This window comes from Moorella sp. E308F (assembly GCF_006538365.1).
Lineage (GTDB): Bacteria > Bacillota > DSM-521 > Neomoorellales > Neomoorellaceae > Neomoorella.
This window is the reverse complement of the sequence record NZ_BJKN01000002.1, coordinates 865,157-890,420: the sequence shown is the minus strand read 5'-3', so window position 1 is coordinate 890,420 and position 25,264 is coordinate 865,157. Positions and strand designations below refer to the sequence as shown.

Here is a 25,264-nt window from a genome sequence, read left to right as displayed (position 1 = left end):
CCCCAGGCGGCATAACTATCTAGGGGATGATATTTGACTGAGCGGCCGGGGAGGGAATGAGGTGGAAAGGGCCCTTGCCAGGCACATCAGGGACAACCTGGGCTTATATCTGGTCATATTTTTCTTTTTCCTGGGAGGAATTATTGCCGGAACAGTTACCCTTTACTTCCTCGAGGAACAGCAGGTGCTCCAGCTGGCCGCCTACCTGGATAACCTCTTGCAGCAATTTAACAGCAGCGATATAAGCGGGTATAAAGTCGTTCAACAGGCCATTATCAATGCCCTTAAAGAGATCGGTCTGGTATGGTTTTTGGGCTTAACGGTAATTGGCATACCTTTGATTATTGTCGTTGTCTTCTTAAAGGGCTTTATCCTTGGTTTCACTGTCGGTTTTTTGGTGCAGCAGAAAGCCATCCATGGTGTGGCCCTGTCGCTGATGGCCATCATGCCACCTAACCTTATCCAGATTCCGGCCTTATTTGTGGCGGCTATGCTGGGCATTTCCTTTTCTACCAGTTTAATGCACGGGCGAAGCTTTAATGAAAGGGGCATTTTACCGCGATTTTTAAACTATTCCATTTTTATGCTGCTGGTCACGCTGCTGGTAGCGGGCGGGGGCCTGGTGGAGGCATATCTCGCGCCGGTTTTTGTCAGGGTGGTACTCAATTATTTTTAAAAGTTTGGAGGGATAGGGGATGATTGTTGTTACCATTAGTAAATGGCGGCAAAAGCTTGTCTGGCTGCTGGCAGCTATACTGGTGGCCGCTGTCTTGCTGGGCCAGATGGTAGGCAGTGGCCGGTCCAACCTGGCAGGGCAAAGCAACACCCCGGCTGCCGTCCGGCAGCAGGATCAGCCGGCTGCTGCCCCAGCGGCAGGGGAAGCAGCCCACCTGGAGGGATTATTAGAGAAATTAAGGAGCTTTTACCGGGGTGAATAAGTGGTAGAAAGATCCGCCTTTAGCAGGCGGGTTTTTTATGGCTTTTTTTGGTGACGATGGAGGACTTTTACCTGTACATGTGGAAATAATCTGGTAAACTTAAGGGGAATGGTGGTGCGCCGTGCGTGAGCTGGTGGATGAATTCCTTTACTATCTGGTGGTAGAAAGGGGACTGGCGGAAAATACCCTGGCTTCCTATAACAGTGACCTGCAACAATTTTTGCAGTACCTGGAAAATAGCAAGGTAAAATCTTTGCGCGAGGTTAATCATGGCTTACTGGTAGCCTACCTGGTGAAATTGCAGCAGGAAGGCCGGTCACCGGCGACGATTTCCCAGCACCTGGCTGCCTTAAAATCCTTTTACCACTTTTTATTAAGGGAACGCCTGGTGGATAGCGATCCTACGGCCAACTTGGAATCCCCGCGGCAAATAAAAAAACTACCCCAGGTATTGACAGTGGATGAAGTTGAGAGGCTCCTCAGCCAGCCGCGCCCGGATACGCCTGCGGGTTTAAGGGATAAGGCCATGCTGGAATTGCTTTATGCCACAGGCCTGCGGGTCTCGGAACTGGTGGCCCTCAATGTGGACCAGGTCAACCTGGAGGGGGAATTTATCCGCTGCCTGGGCAAGGGGTCGCGGGAAAGGGTGGTTCCCATGGGCCAGGTGGCCTGTTTTCACGTGCGGACATACTTGGAGAACGGGCGGGGGAAACTAATCAAAAAGAAGATGGAGCCGGCCCTTTTTGTCAACCAGCACGGTCGGCGCCTTTCCCGCCAGGGCTGCTGGAAAATTCTTAAAGGATATGCCCGGGCGGCCAACTTGAAAAAGGAAATTACGCCCCATACCTTGCGCCATTCCTTTGCCACCCACCTGCTGGAAAATGGCGCTGACCTGCGTTCAGTCCAGGAGCTTTTGGGCCATGCCGATATTGGTACAACCCAGATTTACACCCATCTTACCAGGAAAAAGATTCGCGAGGTGTACGACCGGACCCACCCGCGGGCGTGAGAACATTTATGGAGGCAATAGCTGCAATGGCCATCGATCGCGTTATAATCATCGTTCTCGACAGCGTTGGTGTAGGTGAACTGCCAGATGCCGGAAAATTTGGCGACGAGGGCAGCAATACCCTGGGGAATATCGCCGCTACGGTGGACCTGCACCTGCCGAATATGGCCCGGCTGGGACTGGGCAATATTATTCCCCTCAAGGGCATTGCCCCGGTAGCCGCACCTGCAGCCGCCTATGGAAAAATGGCTTCCCGGACGGCCGGTAAGGATACTACCAGCGGTCACTGGGAGCTGGCCGGCCTGATTTTAGAGCGTCCCTTCCCTCTTTATCCCCACGGCTTCCCCCCAGAGATCATCGAGCCCTTTGAAAAGGCCATCGGCCGCAAGGTCCTGGGCAACAAACCGGCCTCCGGTACGGTTATTATTGAGGAATTGGGCGTCGAACATATGCGCACCGGTTACCCCATTGTTTACACCTCGGCCGACAGTGTCTTCCAGATAGCAGCCCATGAAGACGTTATCCCCGTCCAGGAACTCTACCGTTACTGTAAAATTGCCCGGCAACTGCTGACGGGTGAACACGCGGTAGGCCGGGTAATTGCCCGGCCCTTTGTCGGGGAACCGGGGCATTTCATTCGTACGGACCGGCGCCAGGATTTTTCCCTGGAGCCGCCCCGGCCTACACTGCTGGATGCCGTCATAAGCGCCGGCCTCCAGGTCATGGCGGTCGGTAAAATAAAAGATATCTTTGCCGGCCGGGGCATCAGCCGCTGGATTCATACCCATGATAATATGGACGGCGTCGATCAGACGTGTAACTTTATGCGAGAAGGCGGCCGCGGCCTTATCTTCACCAACCTGGTGGATTTTGATATGCGCTATGGCCACCGCAACGACGTGGCCGGCTATGCTGCCGCCCTGGAGGCCTTTGACCGGCGCCTGCCGGAGTTGCTCGAGGCGTTAAACGAGAATGATGTCCTGGTGCTTACCGCCGACCACGGTTGCGACCCCACCACCCCCAGCACCGATCACTCCCGGGAGTATGTCCCCCTTCTGGTTTGTGGGAGGCAAATCAGGCCAGTAAATATTGGCGTGCGCCCTACCTTTGCCGACCTGGGGGCTACTGTTGCCGATCTTTTGGATGTCCCCTATAACCTGGCCGGGGAGAGTTTTGCTTCTATATTGATGTAATAAATGCTCATATTTTCCCCCTCTCGCTAATATAAGTTAAAAGAGAACAAGCCTGGCGAGGAGGGCGGTGGGGTGCGTAAAACAGGAGTTCTACTACTGGCGGTCATCCTGGGACTGTGCTTGCTTCCAGGGTTACTGCTGGCTGCAAGTTCGGGGCCAACAGACGCGGCCGGGGCCCTGCCGGCGGATGCACAACCGGCGCAGGCTGCTGCAGGCAACCAAGCAGCAGCAAGCCTGACCCTGAACGCCAAAGGGGCCATCCTTATGGACCCCCAGACGGGGGAGGTCCTCTGGGAGAAGAATGCCCATGCCCGTTACTACCCGGCCAGCATGACCAAGCTGATGACTATGATAGTAGCCATGGACATGGTGGCCAATGGCCAGGCCAGGTTGGATGAACCGGTGCAGACCAGCGAGCGGGCTGAAAGTTTTGGCGGTTCGGAAGTCTTCCTGGCTGCGGGGGAGACTTTCCCCCTTGAGCAGATGCTCATTGCCATCGCCGTGGCTTCGGCCAACGACGCGGCAGTGGCCGTGGCCGAACACCTGGCCGGCTCGGAGGAAGCCTTTGTGGCCATGATGAATGCTAAGGCCAAAGAACTGGGCTTGAAAAATACTCATTTTGCCAACTGCCATGGCCTCCATGATGAGCAAAACTATACTTCCGCCTACGATATGGCTGTTATTGCCCGTTATGCCTTGAAGTACCCCAAAATCAGGGAGTGGACCTCTATCAAACGTTACACCTTCCGCCGGGAACCATTGTCCATCCTGGACAATACAAATAAAATGCTTTACTGGTACCCGGGTACCGACGGCTTTAAAACCGGCTTTACCGATGCCGCCGGCTTGAACCTGGTATCAACGGTCGAAAGGGATGGCCTGCGTTTAATCGCCGTAGTTATGGGCGTGGAAACCCCCCGGGGCAATTTCACCGATTCCATGAAGCTTTATAACTGGGCCTATAAACAGTGGGCCTTCCAGCAGCTCTATGGCCCCGGCCAGGTAGTAGCCACCGTACCGGTAGGCAAGGGCCGAGTGGAACAGGTCAAAGCCGTCACCACGGCTAAAGTTGGGGCGCGGGTTAGCCGCATCCGGGGCAAGGCCGAAAAGGTAACTGCCAGGGTAGATTTACCGCCGCTTTTAAATGCTCCCGTTAATGAGGGTCAGAAGGTCGGCCAGGTGACGGTCTTCAGGGATGGTAAAGAGATCGACCACGTCGACCTGGTGACCGGCGAAGGGGTAGCCAGGGCATCCCTGGGCCAGGAGATTACCAGGGCAATCCGGGCCGTTTTCACCATTCGACAATAATTTTACCATTATTTAGCAGGAAGAAAGCCGGTGAAGAGCGAATTAACCCCTTCGGAGATCGTAACGAGGGGGTTTTTCCTTTGCAGGTATTTTTTAGCATGGAAGGTAAAGAACTCTGGGCGCGGGTCAAGGGAGAAGTTGACCTGGAAAGCGCCGACGCTTTGCGCCGGGAACTGGAAGCCAGCCTGGATCACGCCCGCCCAGAAGTATTGCTGCTGGATCTGGAAGGAGTTACCTTTATGGATAGTTCAGGGCTGGGGGTAATCCTGGGCCGTTACCGGGATTTAAAGAAGCAGGGAGGCAGGGTGGTCATTTGCCGGCCCCAGCCCCAGGTAAGGCGGTTGCTGGAAATATCCGGCCTTAGTAAAATTATGACCATCCATCCCGATGGGCCAGAAACTGCGGGAGGGGTTGACTGATGGCTGGTGAGGCGCAAGTTAAAAACAGCATGGCCCTTGAGTTTTTAAGCCTGCCGGAAAATGTCGGGCTGGCCAGGGTGGCGGTTGCCACCTTTGCCGCCCAGGTAGATATGACCTTGAATGAACTGGAAGAGATTAAAGTTGCGGTTTCCGAAGCGGTGTCCAATGCCATCATCCACGGTTATCGAGGAGAACCCCGGGGTATAGTACGGGTGGCCGTGGAGCGCACGGCAGCGGGGCTGGTAATTACCGTGGAGGATAAAGGCTGCGGTATTCCCGATGTGGCCACGGCCATGCAACCGGCCTACTCCACTGATCCCGAAAGGATGGGGCTGGGCTTCGCCTTTATGCAATCCTTCATGGATGACCTGGAAGTGACCTCGGAGGTCAACCGGGGGACGCGGGTGAAGATGTTTAAAGCCTTCAAAGGAGAGGCTGGAAAGTAACCGGGGTGGCGATTTAAAGTGCGCTTGTCGGAAATGAACCTGCCCCGCTTTCCCCTCCTGTCTGAGGCTGAAACAGAAGAGCTGTTACGCCGGGCCAAGGCGGGGGATAAAGAAGCCCGGGAGCGGTTGATTAATTGCAACCTCAAGCTGGTTTTCAACCTGGTCCAGCGCTTTGAACATCGCAACTATGAGCTGGAGGACCTGTTCCAGATCGGCACCATTGGCCTGATCAAAGCCATTGACAAATTCGACCTGAGCTACCAGGTGCGGTTTTCCACCTATGCCGTTCCTATGATTTTAGGGGAAATCAGACGGTTTTTGCGCGATGATAGCACCGTTAAAGTAAGTCGTTCTCTAAAGGAGACAGCTTTCAAGGTCAACCGTACCCGTGAGGAAATGGCCAAAAAACTGGGCCGGGAACCATCTATTAGCGAAATAGCCGAAGCTATGGATCTTTCCCGGGAGGAAATAGTAGCCGCCCTGGAAGCCGTACAGATGCCGGGGTCCATCCACGATACCATTTACCAGGATGACGGCGATCCAATTTACGTTTTGGACCAACTGGCTACAGAGGAAGGGGAAGAGACAGCATGGCTGGATAAAATTGCTATAAAAGAAGTGCTGCGAAAGATTCCGGAGAAACACCGGCGGGTCCTGGTCATGCGTTTTTTCCAGGATAAAACCCAGGCCGAAGTGGCAGCCCGTATGGGATTGTCGCAAGTGCAGATTTCCCGCATCGAGCGCCAGGCCTTGCAAAAAGTCAGGGAACTGTTGCAGGCGGAGGGAAACAAAGGGGCGTCGCCGGCAGATAAAGAAAATGGGTGAAACATAAAAAAGTGGGAGACTGGAGCGAATGCCAATCGCTTTTCGTCTCCCAATTATTATTTTTACCATGATACCGCCGGCCATCGGCCGTCAGGTAAGGATACTATAATATTAAGCGCTGCGGTAAAGTTTGGTGAGGATAAATTCCTTGTGGTTCAGGGCCTCGGCGCAGGTATAACGGCCGTTCAGGGTACGGATAAACATATCCAGGATGGCGGTGCCGGCACCGTCCAGGTCCATTTCCCGGCGCAGCAGGCCTGTCAGGTCGACGTCAATGTGCTCGCTCATGGTACTGACCGTTACCGGGTTGGCCGATATCTTGATTACCGGGATGATGGGATTGCCGACAATGTTGCCTTGGCCGGTGGTGAAGAAGTGCAGGACCGAGCCGCCGGCAGCAAAAAGGGTCACGGCTTCAGCGCCGGCAGAAGAGGTCTCCATGTACCACAAACCCTTACCTTTGGGGGCTTCGGCGGGCTGGAGGACACCCTGGATCAGGGCCCGCTTGCCGATTTTCTGGATGTTACCGAGGGCCTTTTCTTCGATGGTAGTCAGGCCGCCGGCGATATTGCCTTCTGTAGGCTGGGAGCCGCAGAGATCGACGCCCTGGGAAATAATAAAGTCGCTGTAGGATTTAAAGCTCTGCATGAACTGTTCCCGGATCTCCGGGGTGGCGCAACGGGCGGCTACCAGGTGCTCGCCACCGGTAAGCTCGGAAGTCTCGCCGAAGAGGACGGTGGCACCCATATCGATCAGGCGATCGACAGCGTTACCTATGGAAGGATTGGAGGCTAATCCAGAGGTGGTGTCGGACTCGCCGCACTTGATGCTGACGACCAGTTCGGAGATATCGCATTCCTCTTTTTGCAATTCGGTAGCATACTGGACAAATTCGATAGCCTTGCGGGAAGCCATTTCAATGACCTTCAGGTCGCCGTAGCGCTCAATGGCAAAGCCGGCCACGGGTTTCCCGGTTTTGGCGATGCCTTCCACCACGCGGTTGGTCCAGTTGGGTTCAATTCCGATGACGATGCAGGCCGCCACATTGGGGTTGGAGCCGGTGCCGATTAAGGTGCGGAAGAAGAGTTCCAGGTCTTCGCCGAATTGGAGGCGGCCATAGGGGTGGGGCAGGGCGATGGTGCCGTCAATGAGTTTGGCTACACCTTCGGCGGCAGCATTGGAAAGGTCATCTAAGGGAAGAATAACTACCCGGTTGCGGACGCCGACGCTACCGTTTTCCCGGCGGTAGCCCATGAATTTGGTCCCGGTCATTTTTACCACCTCGCAGTTTTTAAATTATGGACGTGGACATGTTCGCCTTTGGCAATGGGGGCTACGGTTTTGCCGATTGGTTCGCCGTACTTGATTACCGTTTCACCATTGGCGATGTCCTTAAGGGCAATCTTGTGGCCGAGTTTGATGTCGCTCAAGGCCTTTACGGTAATGATGGAGTTGTCTTCCATCACCCATCCGCTAACCGTCTCGCCGGCCTGGATATCGGCCACGGCCACACCAACGGTATCCCGCTTGTCATGGACAAAAAATTTTTCCACTTCAGGTTCCCCCTCTCCGGAAATGTAAGAAAAGGACTCATCTGGAAGGCATAAAGTATGAGGTCTGTGGTAGGACCACATTTATTGTACAACCTTCTGTTAATAGTGTCAAGGCAAAATTTAATAGTAGATCCCCATAAAAAACAAGCAAGTATTACAAAAAAATTGTAAGATGCAGCAGGAAAATTTATAGTAATGGCGAATAATAATTACCAACCAAAGGATATATTAGGCAAACTTGAAAGGATGATGTTTAGTTGTCGCTCAAAAATGTTATTGCAACTGATGGGGCACCGGCAGCTATTGGTCCTTATTCCCAGGCTATTAAAGTTGGCAATATTATTTTTACTTCCGGTCAAATTCCCATTGACCCGGCCAACGGCCAGGTTGTGGAAGGTGGGGTGGCCGAGCAGACGGCCAGGGTGATGGCCAATTTGCAGGCCGTGCTGTCTGCTGCAGGAGCCAGCCTGGATGACGTTGTTAAAATAACACTGTACATTAAGGATATGAATGATTTTGGTGTCATCAATGAAGTTTACAGCCGTTATTTTGCCAAAGAACCCCCGGCGCGTTCCTGCGTGGAAGTGGCTCGGTTACCCAAAAATGTACTTGTGGAGATTGAGGCAGTCGCGGTTGTTGCCGGAGATAAGCAAACACTAGAGTAAACAAGAATAGCGCTAGGAGGAATATTATTTAGCTATAGGTACATTTAGCTCAAGGCGACGTTCGAGGAGGAAGAGAGGATGAGTTTTGTCCGTTGCTTGGAGTGTCCGAGGTGCCACAGTACTTATACAGCAACAGAGATTCATAATCTCTGCCAGTGTGGTTCTCCACTGCTGGTGCGTTATGATCTGGAACGCCTGGGGCAGGCTGTTAAAAAAGAGGACTTAAAAAGCCGGCGGGCCGATCTCTGGCGTTACTGGGAGTTTTTGCCTTTGGAGCGGGAAGAAAATATCGTTTCCCTGGGAGAAGGTTTTACTCCTATCTTTACTGCCAACAACCTGGGAAGGGAGCTTGGATTTAAGCACCTTTATATCAAAGATGAGGGCTTAAATCCAACCGGGACTTTTAAGGCCCGGGGTGCAGCCCTAGGCGTTTCTAAAGCTAAGGAATTAGGAATTAAAGCCATTGCCATGCCTACAGCCGGCAATGCCGGTGGTGCCTGGTCTTCCTATGGGGCCAAGGCGGGGATGGAAATGATTATTGCCATGCCTGTTGATGCTCCTGATCTGGCTAAAAAAGAGTGTGTGGTCAGCGGTGCCCGGACTTATTTGGTTAAAGGTTTAATCTCCGATGCCGGGAAAATCATCGCACAGGGGGTGAAAAAATACGGCTGGTTTGATGCTTCAACTCTAAAAGAGCCCTACCGCATTGAAGGCAAGAAGACCATGGGCCTGGAAATTGCCGAGCAATTTAACTGGGAGCTACCCGATGCCGTCCTCTATCCTACCGGCGGCGGGGTGGGTATCATCGGCATCTGGAAAGCCCTGCAAGAACTCCAGGATATTGGCTGGATTAAAGGGCCCTTACCCAAGATGATTTCCGTCCAGGCCGAAGGGTGTTCTCCCATTGTTAAGGCTTTCCAGGAAGGCAAAAAAGAATCGGAGTTTTTCCATGGTGCGCAGACTATTGCCGGCGGGATCCGGGTGCCCAAGGCTTTAGGTGATTTTTTGGTACTAGAGGCGGTTTACGAAAGCGGCGGTACGGCGGTAAGTGTTAGTGACGACGAGATTCTGGCAGCGGTAAAACTTGTCGCCAGGACAGAGGGCATGTTTATTTGCCCCGAGGGCGCCGCTGCCGTCGCCGGGGCGCAAAAATTGCTGACAAGCGGTTTCCTGAAGCCCGATGAAAAGGTGGTCGTTCTAAACACCGGTAGCGGTCTGAAATACCCGGAGATGGTAGAGCTAGACCTGCCGGTACTGGAGAAAGAGGCGGAAATTTAGGTAAAGGGTGGTTGGATTCTATTTATATAGAATCCAACACTAAATTTTTCAGGAAGATGTCTGAACATGGCGAAAATCCTGGGTATATTTGGCGGTATGGGACCTGAAGCTATGATAGAATTATCTAAACAACTCTTGCTAGCGTTAATAGTGATCGTATTCACATATTGGCGGTTAAAAACCTTCAAGCTTTAATCTGGTGCAATATTGAGAGAAGAGGTGGTGAATTATAGACAAACGCGATTGTTATCTCATGTTAAGCTTTTAAAACCACACCAGCAAAAATTAAAAAAAGACAAGGGGAGAGTGTTGTGAAACTACCGCAAAAGCTAGCTATTGGCTTTATCCTTGGTATTGTAGCCGGATTAATATTCCAGTTTACCGGGTGGAATGCCAAGGTGTTACAGCCCTTTGGTGACCTTTTTATTCGTTTAATCCGGATGGTTGTTGTCCCCCTGGTAGTATCATCTTTAATTGCCGGGGCAGCGGGGATGAGCGATGCCGCCAAATTTGGCCGGGTGGCAATTAAAATCATAGGATATTATTTTTTTACTACTGCCGTTGCTGTAACACTTGGCTTAATCGTGGCTAATGTGGTACACCCGGGCCTGGGTGTTACCTTAAGTACAGAGGGATTAAAAGTTAAAGAAGTAACTCCACCTTCGATGGTCCAAACCTTGCTCAATATTGTTCCGATTAACCCCATTGAGGCCATGGCCAAAGGTGAATTGCTTCCAATGATCTTTTTTGCCATTATATTTGGCTTCGCTTTAAGTTCACTTGGTGAGGTCGGCCAGCCAGTACTTAATTTCTTTGATATTGTTATGAACACCATGATAAAAGTAACTGGCTATGTTATGGAATATGCTCCTTTTGGTGTCTTTGCTTTGATTGCTGTAACCGTTGGCGTACACGGCATAGGCGTCTTATTACCACTGCTAAAATTGATAATCGTAATGTACCTGGTAGCCCTGCTCCATATTGTGATTGTCTATACACCGTTTATTACTATAGTCGGCAAATTGCGGCCAGTGACTTTCTTCCGGGGTGTAGCTGAACCACTTCTTGTGGCATTTACAACCTGTTCAAGTGCTGCTGCTTTACCTCTGAATATGCGAGCGGTAGAAAGATTAGGTGTACCTAAGTCAATCAGTAGTTTTACTATCCCGCTAGGAAATACCATTAATATGGATGGAGCAAGTATTTACCTGGGAATTGCTTCCATCTTTATCTCAGAAGTGTTTGGCATGCACCTGGGCCTCAACCAGCAGCTAACTATAATCCTCATGGCTATTCTAGCTTCCGTTGGTTCCGTAGGAGTGCCTGGCGCTGCTCTGATTGTCATGACCATGGTCTTTCAGTCTGTAGGTTTGCCTATTGAAGGTATTGCCCTGGTAGCAGGCGTTGACCGTATTTTAGACATGGCCAGGACGCCATTAAATATTTTAGGGGATGCAACCGGTGCCTTAGTAGTAGCTCAATCCGAAGGAGAACTGGTAAAACCGGAAACAAAGGTATCAATGTAGAAATAGTAAAATAATTTTTACACGAATAATTTATTTGTTTTATTTGTTAGGGCCGGCTAAGCTGGCCTTTCTTTTTAAACACCGGGTTAGTTGAACTGTTAATTCTGCTTTCTGAAGGGTAAAGGACTAATACACCTGCTTTAAATCGTTTCTTAGTCATTTTCCTTGAACAGCTCAACAAATAAGGTATTTTTTTGTATAATACTAACCATAAAGGTTAACAAGGGGGTTAACCATGGCAAGCGACCAAATTCACCCGGCCCTGGAGGCGATGAAGCCCGTAGCCAGGGGCATAGCAGCAACCTTCGGTAAAAATTGTGAAGTTGTTCTTCATGATCTCAGCGAGCCGTCCAGTTCCCTTATTTTCAAAGCCGGATCGGTGACTAATAGAGAAATCGGCGCCCCGGTTACCAATCTGGTGTTAGAAGCTCTGCAACGTTACGGTGACGCCACCGAGGATTTAATCGGCTATCTTAACCGGACCAAGGACGGTAAGGTCTTGAAATCCTCCACCATTTTTATCCGTGATAACAGCGGCAAGATCATTGGTTGCCTGTGTATTAACTTTGATCTTACTGAGTTCCAGCTGGCAAAAAATATTTTAGAAGACTTTTGCCAGCTAAAGGACCTGGCGGAAGCAGGTTTTGAACGTACCCAGGAGCAGTTTGCCCGGGACATTAACGAAGTGGTTGACAACGTAGTGGAAAACGTCCTGCAGGAACTGGGCAAACCGGTACCGGTCATGACCAAGGAAGAAAAGGTTAAGGCCGTGGAAATGCTTGATGACCGGGGTATTTTCCTGGTCAAGGGGGCGGTGGATGTGGTAGCCCAGGCCCTGGCAGTTTCAAAATATACCATTTATAATTACCTGGAGGAAGCCCGGGCCCTTAAAGGCAACCGGAGGGCCGTACTATAGAGTTATCAGAAGATAGGGGAGCAGGCTGGAAACTTGGCCCTTAAGAAAAAGCCGGACAAAGTTGGCGGCAATTTTGGGGAGGCAGGACAGGATGCTTTTTACCTTTGATCTCCAGACGCCAAGCAAAGAGGCCATGGTTGATATTACCCACCTGGCAGCTAGAGCAGTACAGGAGGCGGGTGTAAAGGAAGGCCTTTGCCTGGTCTACGTCCCCCACACGACGGCAGGCGTTACTATAAATGAAAATGCCGACCCGGATGTGGCGGCCGATATCCTGGCGGCTCTGGCCAGAATTGTTCCGGCGGGAGGTTACCGCCACGGCGAAGGCAACTCGCCGGCTCACATCAAAACCTCCCTCATGGGCAGCAGCCAGATGGTGATTGTCCATAACGGCAACCTGGTGCTCGGTACCTGGCAGGGCATTTATTTCTGCGAATTCGACGGTCCCCGCCGGCGCAAGGTGCATATCAAGGTATGGCAGGGATAGCGATAAAGACTGCTCGACATTTCGGAAGGCCGATGGTATAATATACCTGTAACGCAAGATAATAGTAGGAACGAAGCGGTGAGCTAAATGGAGAATACTTCCCTTTCGCTGGAAGAACGCTTGCGGGAGGCCTTGATAACGAGAAAAGAAATTATGTTTGCTTATCTCTTTGGTTCCCACGCCCGGGGAACGGCGAATAAACTGAGTGATGTAGACGTGGCCGTTTTTCTGGATGAACTCCGTTTACCGCCGGTGGGTCACTATGGTTATAAAAGTGAGTTGCTTGTTGCCATGAGACAGGAGCTGCGGGAACCGTTGGATTTTGTTATCCTTAATGAAGCACCTTTACCCCTGCGTTTTCGTGTCCTGCGGGATGGAAAACTCCTATTCTGCCGCGATACCCGGGTTCGGATAACTTTCCACGAAAAAACCATGCGGGATTACCTTGATTTCCGGCCCATGCAGAAGATTCAAGTGGAGTACCTGCACAAGAGAATGGCCGAAGGACGCTTTGGGGGTGCAAGGGATGGTTGATGCGGCCGTTATCAATCGAAAATTGCAACAGCTGGAAAGTTATCTAGCTCAACTGGAGAAGCATAAACATGTTAAGGCCCCTGACCTGGAAAAAAATATGGAACTAGCCTGGATCGTAGAACATGGTTTGCAACTAAGCATCCAGGTTGTACTGGATATAGGTACGCATATCCTGGCTGAAGAAGGAATTATTGTAGATGAATATAGCAATATTTTTGGTGAACTTGCCGAACTAGGGGTTTTACCTGAAAAATTTGCCCGGGATATTTCCGGCATGTCAGGATTTAGAAATATTCTGGTCCATGAATATGGCAAGGTAGATATGGAAAAAGTGGCCGATATCATGAACCACCACCTTGATGATTTTCGTCAGTTTGCCCGCTATATTGTTAAGTACCTGGGTTGGAGTTTTTAGCTGCTATAAAGCCCCGGCGATTCCCGGGGCTTACATTTATAGATCGGCGCTATGATCGGCATAAGCGATTTTCACATTGGCCTTGAATTCGGTTAGTTTGCCGTCTCTAACATTGGCAGTCAGGTTATAAACCTCTACGCCAGAGATGTTTTTTACCTCCCGGCTAGCTTCAGCCACTGCCTGCTGGACGGCATCCTTCCAGTTATGGGGCGATTCGCCCACCAGTTCTACTACTTTAACGTGCAAAAGAAAACCTCCCTTCCTTCAAAAATCATATTTACTGTTGGTTTTATTATTCCCCGGCCAGGTAGAATAATCCCCTTTCTTGACGGAGTAATAAACGGGATTTATAATAACCTTAAGTGACAAGACAGCTGATAAGACAGAACCAATAAATTTAACCTCTAGCAGGACTGGTCTGGCGGCTATCTTTAGGATTGGAGATTACACCGGGGATGTCCGTACGGTCCTGAGCACTTTTGGAAGGGGAGAACTTATGTCGGAACTGGTTCAAGAAATAGAAAAACTAAAAAAAGAACGCCAGGCGGTAGTCCTGGCCCATAATTACCAGCAGGATGCCGTCCAGGATATAGCGGATTTTGTGGGCGATTCCCTGGCCCTCAGCCGTTATGCTGCCACTACCAGGGCCAAGGTGGTAGTTTTAGCCGGGGTACGCTTTATGGCGGAAAGTGCCAGCATCCTGGCACCAGAAAAAATAATCCTCCTGCCGGACAGCCAGGCCGGCTGTCCCCTGGCCGATAGCATTGATGTCGAGGCCCTGCGGGAAGCTAAAGCTAGATACCCGGATGCCGCGGTAGTCTGTTATGTTAATACCTCAGCAGATGTTAAAGCCGAAAGCGATATTTGCTGTACCTCCAGCAATGCCGTGGCGGTCGTTCAGTCCCTGACCCGGCGAAGAATACTTTTTGTCCCGGACCGGAATCTCGCCAGTTTTGTCGCCCGGTTTACCGACAAAGAGATAATCCCCTGGGATGGCGGCTGCCTTACCCATTACCGGGTAACCCTCGACGAGCTAGATAGGGCCAGGGCGGCCCACCCGGAGGCCGAAATCCTGGTCCATCCCGAGTGCCGGCCGGAAGTCGCCCGGGCGGCCGACTTTGTCGGCAGTACCGGGGCCATTATCAAATATGCCCGGGAAAGCAGGGCTAAAGAGTTTCTAATCGGTACGGAGATGGGCATTCTCCACCGCCTGCAGCTAGATAATCCGGAGAAAAAATTTTATCTCCTGTCCCCGGGGCTGGTTTGCCCTAATATGAAGCTTACCACCCTGGAGAAAATAGCCCGCTGCTTACGGGAGATGCAGCCGGTAGTCCAGGTGCCGGAAACCATCCGCAGCCGGGCCTACCGCGCCCTGGAGCGCATGCTGGCCGTGTAATTGGCTTTAAGGATAAAGCTAAGCCCGGTCAAAATGAGGAGCAGTTACTGGTTTGGGGAACAAGTTGTTACGGCTGCCTTTTTCATCCTCTGCTGGTGCCGTCCAGGCGGCATGAATGTCTACTTTGAGGAGAGATTATTTGAAGTATGGACTGGGAAAGGGTTCCCCGTTATCTCGTCAATTTTAATCTTACTGGTTTACCCCGGGAAGAGACTGATATTTTGATTATCGGCAGCGGCATTGCCGGCCTTTATACAGCTTTAAAGGTAGCCGGACGCTACCGGGTGGTCCTGGTAACTAAAGATAACCCGGCGGAATGCGCTACCGACCTGGCCCAGGGGGGAATTGCCGCTGCCATTAATGAGGAAGATTCCGCCGCATTACACCTGGAAGATACTTTAACGGCGGCTGCCGGCCTGGGGGACCCTGCTGCCGCCAGGGTGCTGGTAACAGAAGGGCCCGGACGGGTCCAGGAGCTGATTGAATGGGGTATACCCTTCGATCGTGAAGGCGATAAGGTAGCTCTGGGTAAGGAAGGAGCCCATAGCCGGCGGCGCATCCTTCACGCCGGCGGCGACGCCACCGGGGCTATCATCTGGCAGGGCCTGGCAGCTAGGGCGGCAGGAGCCACAAACATTCAGCTGTGGCCGGGGACCATGGCCCTGGACCTGCTGGTTGTTGAAGGCCGCTGCTGCGGCGCCCTGGTGTTAACCGGAGCGGGAACCCTGAAGGCTATCCTGGCTCAAGCTGTTGTCCTGGCCTGCGGCGGCGCCGGCCGAATTTACCCCGTTACGACCAACCCGGCAGTAGCTACCGGCGACGGCGTGGCCATGGCCTACCGCGCCGGGGCTGAGGTCATGGACGTGGAGTTTTACCAGTTTCACCCTACCGTCCTGGTGCACCCCGGCGCACCCGGTTTCTTGATTTCCGAGGCCGTCCGTGGTGAAGGGGCGATTTTACGCAATCAGGCCGGCGAAAGGTTTATGCCTGCCTACCACCCCTTGGGGGAGCTAGCCCCCCGGGATGTCGTCGCCCGGGCGGTAGCCAGCGAGATGGCCCGGCACGGGTCCGGCCACGTTTATCTGGACCTGACCCACCTCGAGGGCGAACTGGTGCAACGCCGTTTTCCCACCATCACCTCCACCTGCCGGGAGCTGGGATTAGACCCGCTAAAGGAATGGTTGCCCGTGGCCCCGGCGGCCCATTACTTTATGGGCGGGGTACGAACGGACTTAAACGGGCGGACTAATATTACCGGCCTTTATGCCGGCGGCGAAGTGGCCTGTACCGGGGTCCACGGCGCCAATCGCCTGGCCAGCAATTCCCTGCTAGAAGGCCTGGTTTTTGGCGGACGGATAGCCGCCGAACTTTTAAACCAGGAACTCAAGCCATCCCCCTGTCCACGGCTAAAATACAACACGCTAAAAGATGGCGGCCAGGAGGATACCGGCAACTGGCTGGCCGTCCAGGAAATTATGCAGCAGCGGGCAGGTTTAATCCGCAATAGGGAGGGCTTACAAGAGGCTGCCAGCACCCTGGAATCTTGGTGGCCGTTACTGGGTTATCCAGCCAGGGATCGACTGGCGGTAGAGATCCGCAATATGCTGACTGTGGCCCATTTAATTATTACTGCCGCCACCTGGCGCCGGGAAAGCCGGGGCGCTCATTACCGCGAGGACTTCCCGGAAACCGATCCCGCCTACCGGAAACGGCTGGTGCTGGCCAGGGAGAAGGAAGCCAGGGAAGTCCCGGTCCTGTAGAAGGGGGATTGCTAAATCATGCTCAATATGCTCGCAGTTACAGAAATAGTCAAAAGAGCCCTGGAAGAAGACCTGGGCGCGGGAGACCTGACCAGCAGCGCCCTTTTTACCCCTGCCGACCGCGGCCGGGGGGAAATCATCGCCCGCCAGGAGGGCATTATTGCCGGCCTGCCGGTAGCCGGACTGGCCTTCCAGCTGCTACCCCCGGGCTGTACCTTTACACCCCTGGTAACCGATGGGAGCCAGGTTGCCGCCGGGCAAAGGGTAGCCTTGGTAGAGGGGTCTCTGGTGGCCATCCTCGGGGCCGAAAGGGTGGCTTTAAATTTTCTCCAGCGCCTCTCGGGCATCGCTACCCTGACGGCCCGTTATGTAGAGCTGGTTAAGCCCTATAAAGCAAAAATTTGCGATACCCGCAAGACCGTTCCCGGCCTGCGCCTCCTGGATAAATACGCTGTCCGCATGGGGGGCGGGGTAAACCACCGCTTGAACCTGGGCGATGCCGTCCTGCTTAAGGATAACCATATTAAAGCGGCCGGGAGTATTACCGCGGCGGTAGCCAGGGTCCGCCGGGCTATTCCCCTGACGACGAAAATTGAAGTGGAAGTTGAAAACCTGGCTCAGGTCGAAGAGGCCCTGGCCGCTGGGGTGGAGCTGATTATGCTGGACAACATGTCTCCCCCGGAGATGCGCCGGGCCGTAGAAGTGATTGGCGGCCGGGCCTTAGTAGAGGCTTCCGGCGGCATCACCCTGGACCGGGTAGCGGAAGTAGCGGCTACCGGCGTCGACTATATTTCCGTTGGCTCCCTGACCCATAGCGTTGCCGCCCTGGACCTGAGTTTGGAACTATTTTAGCCTCCTGCCTCCCGTGAGGAGGCTTTTTAAATACCCCTGGTAATTTTATTTTTAACAATGAGGAGGATTTTATCCTCGGAGTTTGAACTAAATAAACTGGGGTCCTGAAACATATTATTGTGATAATAAAAGGGCAGAAGGAGGCAAAAGTAATGGTGAAAGTCGAGAAATTGGTTCGCTTTGCTGCCGGGAAAGATATCTTTTACGGCCGCCTGGAGGGAGAGACGATTGTCGCCTTTGAAGGTGATATTTTCGGGGAGCACTGGGAAAATGGCCGGTGCTTCAGTTTAAACGAAGTGCGTCTATTGGCTCCCTGCCGGCCCAGTAAGGCTGTATGTGTAGGGCTGAATTATAGCAATCATATTAAAGAAATGGCCGAGAAAGTGCCGGAAGAGCCGGTCATCTTTATCAAGCCGTCAACCTGTGTAATTGGCCCTAATGAAAATATAATTTACTGGCCCGTGGTTAAACGCCTTGATTATGAAGCAGAGTTGGCCGTGGTTATCGGCCGTGAGGCCCATAATGTAAAAGAAGAAGAAGCCTGGGAGTATATTTTCGGCTATACCGTTGGAAACGACGTTACAGCCAGGGATTTGCAGCAGAAAGACGGCCAGTGGACCAGGGCTAAGAGCTTCGATACATTTTTACCCCTTGGACCCTATATTGTGCGGGGTATTGACGTTTCCGACCTTCGCGTCCAGTCTTTTTTAAACGGCGAACTAAAGCAGGACGGCCGTACTTCCCAGCTCATCTTTTCTATACCTTTTCTGGTGAGTTTTATCTCTCAGGTAATGACCTTATTACCCGGAGATGTAATCATGACCGGCACGCCGGAAGGGGTGGGTCCCATGCAGGTGGGCGATACCATTGAAATTAGGGTGGAAAAGATAGGGAGCCTGGTTAACAGGATCATTGCTCGGTAATTATCACTAACGTTACTTACAAAAAACTTTAGCCCATGGCCATCCCGCTAAGATTTTTTAAGCGGTCAACAATATGCAAGCAATAAAGTGCATGCAAACCTGTCTACTCATATATTCATTTTATATCATAAATTTCATTTTTCATCAAAAACAATTTGCATTCTACATTGACTTGAGCCGCAGTTATGATAGAATTCCCCAAAGGGGAAGCGTAACATAGAAGATGCAATTTCAAAACACTACATAAAGCATTTATAAAGGGGTTTGAGAAAATATGGATAGTTCGAAGCAGCTTGGTGAAAGCAACATCGGTCAGCTGCTGTGGAAATTTTCGTTGCCCGCCATAACAGGCATGCTGGTAAATGCTCTTTATAACGTGGTGGACAGGATATTTGTCGGACGGGGAGTAGGCTCCATGGCCCTCGCGGGGATAACCATAAGTTTTCCCGTAATGATTGTGCTGATGGCCTTTTCCATGCTTATCGGCATGGGGTCTACTTCATTAATATCCATCCGCCTTGGTGAGCGCAGGAAGGAAGAGGCCGAACAGATAGCCGGGAACGGCCTGGTATTGCTGGTTTTAATTGCAGCAGTTTTATCGCTTCTGTTCCTGGGATTCTTAGAACCCGTTTTATCCGCCTTTGGAGCCAGCGAAGTTGTAATGCCTTATGCAGCGGATTATTTGCGAGTAATTTTAACAGGTAATGTTTTAATGTCCATCGGCTTCGGCATGAGCAATATGATTCGGGCTGAGGGCCAGCCGGTAATTGCCATGTACACAATATTAATTGGCGGGATTACCAATATTCTTCTCGATTATATAGCTATCTTCCTACTGGAAATGGGGATTAAAGGCGCGGCTCTAGCTACAGTTATTTCCCAGGGGGTCTCCGCCAGCTGGGTCCTTTATTATTACCTGTCCGGGAAAAGCCTGATCAAGTTGCGCTCGAAGAATTTTACTCTGCAACCGATTGTGTGTCTTAATATTTTTGCGGTGGGTTTTCCCCCCTTCGCCCTGCAATTGGTACACAGCGTGCAGCAGGTGCTTTTCAACAAGAGCCTTACTTTTTATGGAGGAGACCTGGCCGTAGCTGCTGTCGGCGTTGTTTTTAGCCTGGGGACCTTTATGTTCATGCCTGTGATAGGAATCTCCCAGGCCGCGCAACCGATCATCGGCTTTAACTACGGAGCCCGGCAATTTGACCGGGTTAAGGCCACTTTAAAGCTGGCCAGCTTTTGGGCGACGGTAATTGTGGGGTCCGGCTATATTTTCACTAGAATCTGGCCGGAACATCTGATAGCGCTATTCAGCCGTGGGGATGTCCAGTTAATAGAGTTGGGCAGCCATGCCATGCAAAGACTTTTTCTTGTCCTCCCCGTGATCGGATTTCAAATTGTCGGTGCAGGATATTTCCAGGCGGTAGGAAAACCGGTGCAGGCTACGATTCTTTCTCTGTCGAGGCAGGTACTGCTCTTTATACCTCTACTGCTAATCCTGCCGCGGTTTTGGGGGCTGGAAGGTATCTGGTGGGCCGCTCCTATTGCCGATGCAGGCGCAACCCTGATAACTGCCGGGTGCCTTTATTATGAGTTTAGAGCCAGGAATGCACCTCTGGCAGGATTAGAACCATGCAGCACCGGCAGGAAGGGATAACCAGGCGGGAAGGGTGTCCGGTTCCGGCGACAGAATCCGTCCTGGCCAGAGGTAAAAAAGCCTTTACAAATTCAACGGTAAGAGAAATAATAAAAATATCATCGACGCTGGAGGGATTTATGGTGGAACTTGCCCGGCGGGCTGCCGGCATCAGCCCATCTCCTACCCTGGCTATAGATGCCCAGGCCAAAGCCATGAAGGCTAAAGGTATTCAGGTAATCAACTTTAGTGCCGGTGAGCCTGATTTCGACACGCCCGAACATATCAAGCAGGCAGCCATTGACGCCTTGAAGGCCGGCTTTACCCGTTACACGCCCGTGGCCGGGATCCCGGAACTGCGCCAGGCAGTCTGTGACAACCTGAAAAACCGGGGTTTGAGCTATGAGCCTGCCGATATAGTGGTATCGTGCGGCGCCAAACACTCCCTTTACAACGCCATGCAGGTCTTACTTAATGATGGGGATGAAGTAATCATCAGTGCTCCCTACTGGGTAAGTTATTACGAGCAAATTAAACTGGCCGGTGGAGTACCGGTGGTAGTAAATACCGATGCTACTACGGATTTCAAGTTAACCCCGGCGGCCCTGAAGGCAGCCCTGACTCCCCGGACCAAACTCTTAATCCTTAATTCGCCCTGCAATCCCACCGGGGTGGTCTACAGCCGGAACGAATTAGAAGCCCTAGCGGAAGTAGTCCTGGCCCATGGGCTGATGGTTATTTCCGATGAAATATACGCCGCCCTGCTCTACGATGGTCTCAACCATACCAGCATCGCCGCCCTGGGGCCGGAAATAAAAGAGCGCACCATCGTCATCGACGGCGTGTCCAAAACCTATGCCATGACCGGCTGGCGGATTGGCTATGCCGCCGCTCCCCGGCCTATTGCCAAGGCCATGACCGACCTGCAGAGCCACTCGACTTCCAACCCTACTTCTATAGCCCAGAAGGCGGCGGTGGCTGCCCTGACCGGCAGCCAGGAACCGGTGGAGGCAATGCGCTGCGAATTTGAAAAGCGCCGCAACCGCATCCTGGCAGGATTAAGGGAACTGCCGGAAGTAGAATGCAACCAGCCCGGTGGAGCCTTCTATGTTTTCCCGTACATCGGCAAGCTATTTGGCCGCCGCTTCCGCGGCCAGGTGCTGGCCAGTTCTACCGACGTGGCTACGGTTCTCCTTAATGAATACCAGTTAGCCGTGGTACCTGGCATTGCCTTTGGCGCCGACCCATTCTTACGCCTATCCTATGCCACCTCGATGACCCAGATCGAAGCCGGCCTGGAGCGGCTAAAGGCTTTTATCGTCGAATTACAATAAAACTATCAACTCCTGAGCCCGGGGTGTCCCGGGCTTTTGTATATAAGCTACAAAAACGATCGCCTGGAAATATATTCCAGGCAGATAATGCTCAATTACCAGAGCTGGTTTTATGGTAACCTGGCCAGGATAGCGAGCAGGGAAGCGATAATACCGACAAATCCGACTATTACTGCTGCGATAGTACCAAAAGACCAGCGCTGAACACTGCGGAATTCGCGTAGCATTTCCTCCCGCAGAATACCAATCGCTTGCCGTAACGTCCCCATTTCTGTTTCTATTCTGGTAAACCGGTTTTCGTATTTATTATCTAGTTCGTTAAACCTACCTTCAAACTTTTTTTCTAACTCGGCAAACCTACCTTCAAACTTTTTCTCTAACTCGGCAAACCTACCTTCAAACTTTTTCTCTAACTCGGCAAACCGACTTTCGAATTTTTTCTCTAACTCGGTAAACTGGGTTTCCACCTTACTAAACCTGGTTTCCCAGCGTGCATCCATGTTATTAAGCTGCTGGACCAGGTAATTAAACGGGTCAAAACCTCTGGGGTAGAATATTTCATCTGTCCCGGCAGCTATTTCTTTCCTGGCTTCTTCAGGCATATTTTTCCCTCCCTGATACAATTGTACCATTATCTCCCGGGACGGGCAATAGCAGTTCTTATTACTGCAAACCTCCCCTCATTGTCCGGGACAGTAGAACAGCATCACCAGGCCGGGCAGCAGGGCGGCCCCGGCCACCAGCCCCCAAGCCCCGGTGGGTAGGGTGCCGGTACCCAGGACAGCCTGCAGGGGTGTCAGGTAGACAGCCATCAGGGTTACTGCTGCCGCTCCCAGGGCCCAGAGATTAAGGACACTGTTGCTAAAGAACCCCTGGCGGTAAGGGGGCAGGCTCTGGGTCCTTAAGGCGTAGGCCAGCAGGACATGCCCCAGCATCCAGGTAGCAAAGGCGGCAGTTTGCCTTATAGGTACAGGGGCCGGTCCCCACCAGAGTTCGAGGCCCTGGTAGGCCAGCCCTACTGCCAGGGCCAGGAGCAGGCCTCCGGCAAAGATCACCTGGACCATGGGCCGGTCCAGGAAGGGCCGGTCGGGCCGGCGCGGGGGGCGTTCCATGAGAGGCTCCTCCGGGGGCTCGATGACAAAGGCAGTTGAGGCCGCCAGGTCCATGAACAGTTCTAGGAGAATAATCATCAGGGGCGAAAAGGGAGCCGGTTGCCCCAGGGCGGCAGGTACCAGCATAGTAGCGATGAGGGCTACCTTCACTGCCAGGTAATAGCGCACCGACTTTTGCAGGTTCGCCAGGAGGCCCCGCCCCTGGCGGATGGCCGTGGCCAGGGTAGAAAAGCAGTCGTCGCTTAAAACCACGCCGGCGGCCTCCCGGGCGACATCGGTACCCTGGCGGCCCATGGCCAGGCCTACGTGGGCTACGGCCAGGGCCGGGGCATCATTAATACCATCGCCGATCATGGCGACTATTTCCCCTTTAGCCTGCAGGGCCTGGACTAACTGGAGTTTCTGTTCCGGCGTTATGCGTGCCAGGACACGGGTTTCCTGGAGAAAGGGATCCCAATCCTTAGGGCTTAATTGCTCCAGTTCGGCGCCGGCCAGCAATTTCTCTGCCGGGATACCTACCTGGCGGGCAATACGGCGGGCTGCCTCGGGGTGGTCGCCGGTGGCCAGGTAGACCTTGATCCCGGCCTGCTGCACGGCGCCCACTGCCGCGGCAGCCTCAGGGCGTAAGGAGTCGGCAAAGATTAAAAATCCCAGGAAAGTGAGGTCCTGGCCGGCTGCAGCAGCCTCTGCCGGCAGGTCCTGGCTGGAGAAAAAGCGCCTGGCTACTGCCAGGACTCGCTTGCCTTCGCCGGCAAGTTGCGCCAGGGTGGCGGCGGTAGCCTCCTGGGTGGAAGGATCGGTACACATGGCCAGCACTTCTTCCGCCGCTCCCTTGACGTATAGGGTAGCCCCGGCCTGGTTAGCGCGCAGGGCCCCTACCCAGCGTTGATCCTGGTTTAAAGGGTAAAAAGCCAGCAACTCTTCCCGGGGCAGGTCCAGGTGTCCTCCCCCTTCGGCCAGGGCCTTTTCCAGGGGGTCACAGGCTTCCAAGGCAGTAACCGGGCTCTGGGTCAGGAGGGCGGCCAGGAGTAATTCCCCGGCCGCGTTATCCTGCCGGGCCAGGGTAGGGGACAGGAGTTTTCCTTTCCCCGGCAGCCAGATGGCTTCCAGGGTGAGGCGGTTGGCCGTCAGGGTACCCGTCTTGTCGGTGACCACGGTGGTGATGTATCCCAGGGTTTCAGCGGCTCGCAGGCGCCGGACCAGGGCCTTTTCCCGGGCGAGCTTTAGAGACCCCAGGCCCAGGACCATGGTCACCAGGATGGGGAGTTCTTCGGGTATTGTAGCAAAGGCCAGGCTCAGGCCGGTGAGGACCGCCCGGGGCCAGGGTTCCCTGGCCACCAGGAACTGGAGGAAAGGGATAAGCACGGCAAAACCCAGGGCAACTAGCGCCAGGACCCGGCTCAGTTCCCGCATAAACTGCTGCAGGGGGGTGCGGGGCTCACGGGCCCGGCGCGTAAGGCCAACAATCCGCCCCAGTTCGGTCTCCAGACCTGTGGCTACCACGCAGGCCAGGCCTTCACCCCGGGATATTACCGTACCCTGATAAACCATATTGTGACGGTCGGATAGAGGGGTTTCCGGGTCCAGGGGCCGGGTGTGTTTTTCCACCGGCAGGGATTCCCCGGTAAGGGGGGACTCATCGACGGCCAGGCCGGCGCTCACCAGGAGGCGGGCGTCGGCCGGCACGCGGTTGCCGGGCTGGAGCACCAGAATGTCGCCGGGGACAACGTCTTCAGTATTAATGGCCTTTACTTTGCCCTGGCGCAGGACCGGGGTAGTGGGGGCGTTCAGGTCCTGGAGGGCGGCAATGGCCTTCTTGGCGCGAAACTCGGTGCCTACCTCAATGAAGACGATACCCAGGATAATGGACGTTGCGGCCAGGGCTTCCCCCAGTTCTCCCAGGAGGAAATAGGCGGCAGCTACCGCCAGGAGTAAAAGGATCATGGGCTCGCGGATTTCTTCGGCAAAGATATGCCAGAAGGATAGGACGGGACGGACCAGCGTGCGGTTGGGACCGTAAATTTTCAGGCGCCTCTGGGCTTCAGCGGCACTTAGACCCTCCTCCGGATCTACCTGCTGCCAGGCCAGAACATCTTCCGGCGCCTGGCTCCAGGGGCAAGGGGCCGGCATCAATTAATCTCCCTTTCTTTTAAGGCTCCATAGGTAAGAGTGGTAAACCTCGCCAGGGCTACCCGGGCTTCGTCTATAAGGGAGGCGACCTGTTCACCCAGGGGGGCATTATACCAGTCGCGCTCCCGGGCCCGCTGGTACCAGCGTTCGATTTTTTCCAGTTCGGCTTCCTCCTCTTCTATTTCCGCCGGAGAAAAGTTCTGAATACGCACTTCCTTTTCCAGTTCTGCCAGGTATTTGTTAATCTCTTTAATTATTTCCTGGTATTCTTTATTGCGCATTTCCTTGAATTGCTCTATTATCTGAGCTTCTTGCCCGGGATCAAGGTTGAGATTGGGGAAGAGATAGGCAGTGCCTTCGAATTCTTCTACCCGTGACTTTAGTTGTTCCAGTTTTTCCAGTAGTCCGGGGCGTGCCGGGAGGAGGCAGGCGGCCTGCTGCAGGTAGAGGGCTCCCAGCCTGTTGAGTTCCCGCCAGAGGTAAATGCGCTTGCTCGATGGTTCGCCGGGTACTTTATAGATGAACAGGTGCCATTTGTTGCCGCGGCCGGTAATGTCCTGGTTCATTATTCTCACCCATGATGTAACATTCGTTACAATGTAACAAATGTTG

General features: G+C 53.0%; 27 protein-coding genes. 21 read left to right on the top strand and 6 right to left on the bottom strand.

The annotated features are described in order from the left end of the window. Positions 1-61 precede the first annotated feature (61 nt). The 8 genes from spoIIM to sigF all read left to right on the top strand — a co-directional run bounded on the left by spoIIM (position 62) and on the right by sigF (position 6,138). Entirely contained in the window at positions 62-676 is a 615-nt protein-coding gene (spoIIM, locus tag E308F_RS10960) for a stage II sporulation protein M (protein ID WP_141264934.1), read from the top strand. A gap of 19 nt (positions 677-695) precedes the next feature. Continuing rightward, positions 696-938: a hypothetical protein gene (locus tag E308F_RS10955; protein ID WP_141264933.1), complete on the top strand. Its 243-nt coding sequence runs from the start codon at positions 696-698 to the stop codon at positions 936-938. A 121-nt stretch (positions 939-1,059) separates the two neighbouring features. Continuing rightward, the gene (gene xerD, locus E308F_RS10950; RefSeq protein ID WP_141264932.1) at positions 1,060-1,947 is read left to right on the top strand and encodes a site-specific tyrosine recombinase XerD; all 888 of its coding nucleotides are present in this window, start codon (positions 1,060-1,062) and stop codon (positions 1,945-1,947) included. 32 nt (positions 1,948-1,979) lie between these two features. Next, positions 1,980-3,140 (top strand): phosphopentomutase, encoded by a 1,161-nt coding sequence (locus E308F_RS10945; protein WP_172613723.1) that lies wholly within the window; start codon positions 1,980-1,982, stop codon positions 3,138-3,140. Positions 3,141-3,212: 72 nt separating this feature from the next. Further along, positions 3,213-4,448 carry a D-alanyl-D-alanine carboxypeptidase family protein gene (locus E308F_RS10940; protein ID WP_141264930.1) on the top strand — a complete coding sequence of 412 codons (1,236 nt, stop codon included), beginning with the start codon at positions 3,213-3,215 and terminating at the stop codon, positions 4,446-4,448. An 80-nt stretch (positions 4,449-4,528) separates the two neighbouring features. Beyond that, positions 4,529-4,867, top strand: a complete 339-nt coding sequence (locus E308F_RS10935; RefSeq protein ID WP_141264929.1) for an STAS domain-containing protein — start codon at positions 4,529-4,531, stop codon at positions 4,865-4,867. Beyond that, entirely contained in the window at positions 4,867-5,313 is a 447-nt protein-coding gene (gene spoIIAB / locus E308F_RS10930; RefSeq protein ID WP_141264928.1) for an anti-sigma F factor, read from the top strand. Before E308F_RS10935 ends, spoIIAB begins: the two co-directional genes overlap by 1 nt. A gap of 33 nt (positions 5,314-5,346) precedes the next feature. Further along, complete coding sequence (sigF, locus tag E308F_RS10925) at positions 5,347-6,138, top strand: RNA polymerase sporulation sigma factor SigF (protein WP_172613724.1); 792 nt, start codon at positions 5,347-5,349, stop codon at positions 6,136-6,138. A gap of 111 nt (positions 6,139-6,249) precedes the next feature. Here the strand turns inward: sigF and E308F_RS10920 are convergent, their stop codons facing one another. Then, the gene (locus tag E308F_RS10920) at positions 6,250-7,410 is read right to left on the bottom strand and encodes a UxaA family hydrolase (RefSeq protein WP_141264926.1); all 1,161 of its coding nucleotides are present in this window, start codon (positions 7,408-7,410) and stop codon (positions 6,250-6,252) included. Positions 7,411-7,412: 2 nt separating this feature from the next. Further along, positions 7,413-7,691, bottom strand: coding sequence for a UxaA family hydrolase (locus tag E308F_RS10915; RefSeq protein WP_253256478.1), 279 nt, complete (start codon positions 7,689-7,691; stop codon positions 7,413-7,415). Positions 7,692-7,948: 257 nt separating this feature from the next. Between E308F_RS10915 and E308F_RS10910 the strand changes: the two genes are divergently transcribed. The 7 genes from E308F_RS10910 to hepT all read left to right on the top strand — a co-directional run bounded on the left by E308F_RS10910 (position 7,949) and on the right by hepT (position 13,512). Continuing rightward, positions 7,949-8,356: a RidA family protein gene (locus E308F_RS10910; protein WP_141264924.1), complete on the top strand. Its 408-nt coding sequence runs from the start codon at positions 7,949-7,951 to the stop codon at positions 8,354-8,356. Between the two features lie 78 nt (positions 8,357-8,434). Then, positions 8,435-9,634, top strand: coding sequence for a threonine synthase (locus tag E308F_RS10905; RefSeq protein WP_141264923.1), 1,200 nt, complete (start codon positions 8,435-8,437; stop codon positions 9,632-9,634). Positions 9,635-9,945: 311 nt separating this feature from the next. After that, on the top strand, positions 9,946-11,160 hold the full coding sequence (locus E308F_RS10900) for a dicarboxylate/amino acid:cation symporter (protein ID WP_141264922.1): 1,215 nt from the start codon (positions 9,946-9,948) through the stop codon (positions 11,158-11,160). A gap of 235 nt (positions 11,161-11,395) precedes the next feature. Continuing rightward, positions 11,396-12,076 carry a helix-turn-helix transcriptional regulator gene (locus E308F_RS10895; RefSeq protein WP_141264921.1) on the top strand — a complete coding sequence of 227 codons (681 nt, stop codon included), beginning with the start codon at positions 11,396-11,398 and terminating at the stop codon, positions 12,074-12,076. 91 nt (positions 12,077-12,167) lie between these two features. Then, entirely contained in the window at positions 12,168-12,563 is a 396-nt protein-coding gene (locus E308F_RS10890) for a secondary thiamine-phosphate synthase enzyme YjbQ (RefSeq protein ID WP_141264920.1), read from the top strand. A gap of 87 nt (positions 12,564-12,650) precedes the next feature. Continuing rightward, complete coding sequence (gene mntA / locus E308F_RS10885) at positions 12,651-13,097, top strand: type VII toxin-antitoxin system MntA family adenylyltransferase antitoxin (RefSeq protein ID WP_141264919.1); 447 nt, start codon at positions 12,651-12,653, stop codon at positions 13,095-13,097. Then, positions 13,090-13,512, top strand: a complete 423-nt coding sequence (gene hepT / locus E308F_RS10880) for a type VII toxin-antitoxin system HepT family RNase toxin (protein WP_141264918.1) — start codon at positions 13,090-13,092, stop codon at positions 13,510-13,512. Before mntA ends, hepT begins: the two co-directional genes overlap by 8 nt. A 36-nt stretch (positions 13,513-13,548) precedes the next feature. Here hepT and E308F_RS10875 read toward each other — a convergent pair whose 3' ends face one another. After that, entirely contained in the window at positions 13,549-13,758 is a 210-nt protein-coding gene (locus tag E308F_RS10875; RefSeq protein WP_083476461.1) for a dodecin family protein, read from the bottom strand. Between the two features lie 250 nt (positions 13,759-14,008). Here E308F_RS10875 and nadA point away from each other — a divergent pair, with 250 nt between their 5' ends. The 6 genes from nadA to E308F_RS10845 all read left to right on the top strand — a co-directional run bounded on the left by nadA (position 14,009) and on the right by E308F_RS10845 (position 21,410). Next, positions 14,009-14,908, top strand: a complete 900-nt coding sequence (gene nadA / locus E308F_RS10870) for a quinolinate synthase NadA (protein ID WP_141264917.1) — start codon at positions 14,009-14,011, stop codon at positions 14,906-14,908. A 146-nt stretch (positions 14,909-15,054) separates the two neighbouring features. After that, a complete protein-coding gene (gene nadB / locus E308F_RS10865; protein WP_141264916.1) occupies positions 15,055-16,668 on the top strand; it encodes an L-aspartate oxidase in 1,614 nt (537 codons plus the stop codon). An 18-nt stretch (positions 16,669-16,686) separates the two neighbouring features. Next, positions 16,687-17,520, top strand: a complete 834-nt coding sequence (gene nadC / locus E308F_RS10860; protein WP_141264915.1) for a carboxylating nicotinate-nucleotide diphosphorylase — start codon at positions 16,687-16,689, stop codon at positions 17,518-17,520. 152 nt (positions 17,521-17,672) lie between these two features. After that, positions 17,673-18,443, top strand: coding sequence for a fumarylacetoacetate hydrolase family protein (locus tag E308F_RS10855; protein ID WP_141264914.1), 771 nt, complete (start codon positions 17,673-17,675; stop codon positions 18,441-18,443). Between the two features lie 274 nt (positions 18,444-18,717). Then, on the top strand, positions 18,718-20,097 hold the full coding sequence (locus E308F_RS10850) for an MATE family efflux transporter (protein ID WP_141264913.1): 1,380 nt from the start codon (positions 18,718-18,720) through the stop codon (positions 20,095-20,097). A 122-nt stretch (positions 20,098-20,219) separates the two neighbouring features. Beyond that, complete coding sequence (locus E308F_RS10845) at positions 20,220-21,410, top strand: pyridoxal phosphate-dependent aminotransferase (RefSeq protein ID WP_141265254.1); 1,191 nt, start codon at positions 20,220-20,222, stop codon at positions 21,408-21,410. 110 nt (positions 21,411-21,520) lie between these two features. Here the strand turns inward: E308F_RS10845 and E308F_RS10840 are convergent, their stop codons facing one another. The 3 genes from E308F_RS10840 to E308F_RS10830 form a co-directional block, all read right to left on the bottom strand. Then, positions 21,521-22,012, bottom strand: a complete 492-nt coding sequence (locus E308F_RS10840) for a hypothetical protein (RefSeq protein ID WP_141264912.1) — start codon at positions 22,010-22,012, stop codon at positions 21,521-21,523. 78 nt (positions 22,013-22,090) lie between these two features. Then, positions 22,091-24,652: a cation-translocating P-type ATPase gene (locus E308F_RS10835; RefSeq protein WP_141264911.1), complete on the bottom strand. Its 2,562-nt coding sequence runs from the start codon at positions 24,650-24,652 to the stop codon at positions 22,091-22,093. Then, positions 24,652-25,218 (bottom strand): Chromate resistance protein ChrB, encoded by a 567-nt coding sequence (locus tag E308F_RS10830; protein ID WP_141264910.1) that lies wholly within the window; start codon positions 25,216-25,218, stop codon positions 24,652-24,654. The genes E308F_RS10835 and E308F_RS10830 overlap by 1 nt, the downstream gene beginning before the upstream one ends. Between the last annotated feature and the right edge of the window lie 46 nt (positions 25,219-25,264).

Bases quoted from the DNA above. Each gene is read 5' to 3' on its own strand.
- E308F_RS10955 (WP_141264933.1), top strand. From the start codon at position 696: ATGATTGTTGTTACCATTAGTAAATGGCGGCAAAAGCTTGTCTGGCTG.
- spoIIAB (WP_141264928.1), top strand. From the start codon at position 4,867: ATGGCTGGTGAGGCGCAAGTTAAAAACAGCATGGCCCTTGAGTTTTTA.
- sigF (WP_172613724.1), top strand. From the start codon at position 5,347: ATGAACCTGCCCCGCTTTCCCCTCCTGTCTGAGGCTGAAACAGAAGAG.
- E308F_RS10920 (WP_141264926.1), bottom strand. From the start codon at position 7,410: ATGACCGGGACCAAATTCATGGGCTACCGCCGGGAAAACGGTAGCGTC.
- E308F_RS10905 (WP_141264923.1), top strand. From the start codon at position 8,435: ATGAGTTTTGTCCGTTGCTTGGAGTGTCCGAGGTGCCACAGTACTTAT.
- E308F_RS10895 (WP_141264921.1), top strand. From the start codon at position 11,396: ATGGCAAGCGACCAAATTCACCCGGCCCTGGAGGCGATGAAGCCCGTA.
- E308F_RS10890 (WP_141264920.1), top strand. From the start codon at position 12,168: ATGCTTTTTACCTTTGATCTCCAGACGCCAAGCAAAGAGGCCATGGTT.
- mntA (WP_141264919.1), top strand. From the start codon at position 12,651: ATGGAGAATACTTCCCTTTCGCTGGAAGAACGCTTGCGGGAGGCCTTG.
- hepT (WP_141264918.1), top strand. From the start codon at position 13,090: ATGGTTGATGCGGCCGTTATCAATCGAAAATTGCAACAGCTGGAAAGT.
- nadA (WP_141264917.1), top strand. From the start codon at position 14,009: ATGTCGGAACTGGTTCAAGAAATAGAAAAACTAAAAAAAGAACGCCAG.
- nadB (WP_141264916.1), top strand. From the start codon at position 15,055: ATGGACTGGGAAAGGGTTCCCCGTTATCTCGTCAATTTTAATCTTACT.
- nadC (WP_141264915.1), top strand. From the start codon at position 16,687: ATGCTCAATATGCTCGCAGTTACAGAAATAGTCAAAAGAGCCCTGGAA.
- E308F_RS10855 (WP_141264914.1), top strand. From the start codon at position 17,673: ATGGTGAAAGTCGAGAAATTGGTTCGCTTTGCTGCCGGGAAAGATATC.
- E308F_RS10850 (WP_141264913.1), top strand. From the start codon at position 18,718: ATGGATAGTTCGAAGCAGCTTGGTGAAAGCAACATCGGTCAGCTGCTG.
- E308F_RS10840 (WP_141264912.1), bottom strand. From the start codon at position 22,012: ATGCCTGAAGAAGCCAGGAAAGAAATAGCTGCCGGGACAGATGAAATA.
- E308F_RS10835 (WP_141264911.1), bottom strand. From the start codon at position 24,652: ATGCCGGCCCCTTGCCCCTGGAGCCAGGCGCCGGAAGATGTTCTGGCC.
- E308F_RS10830 (WP_141264910.1), bottom strand. From the start codon at position 25,218: ATGAACCAGGACATTACCGGCCGCGGCAACAAATGGCACCTGTTCATC.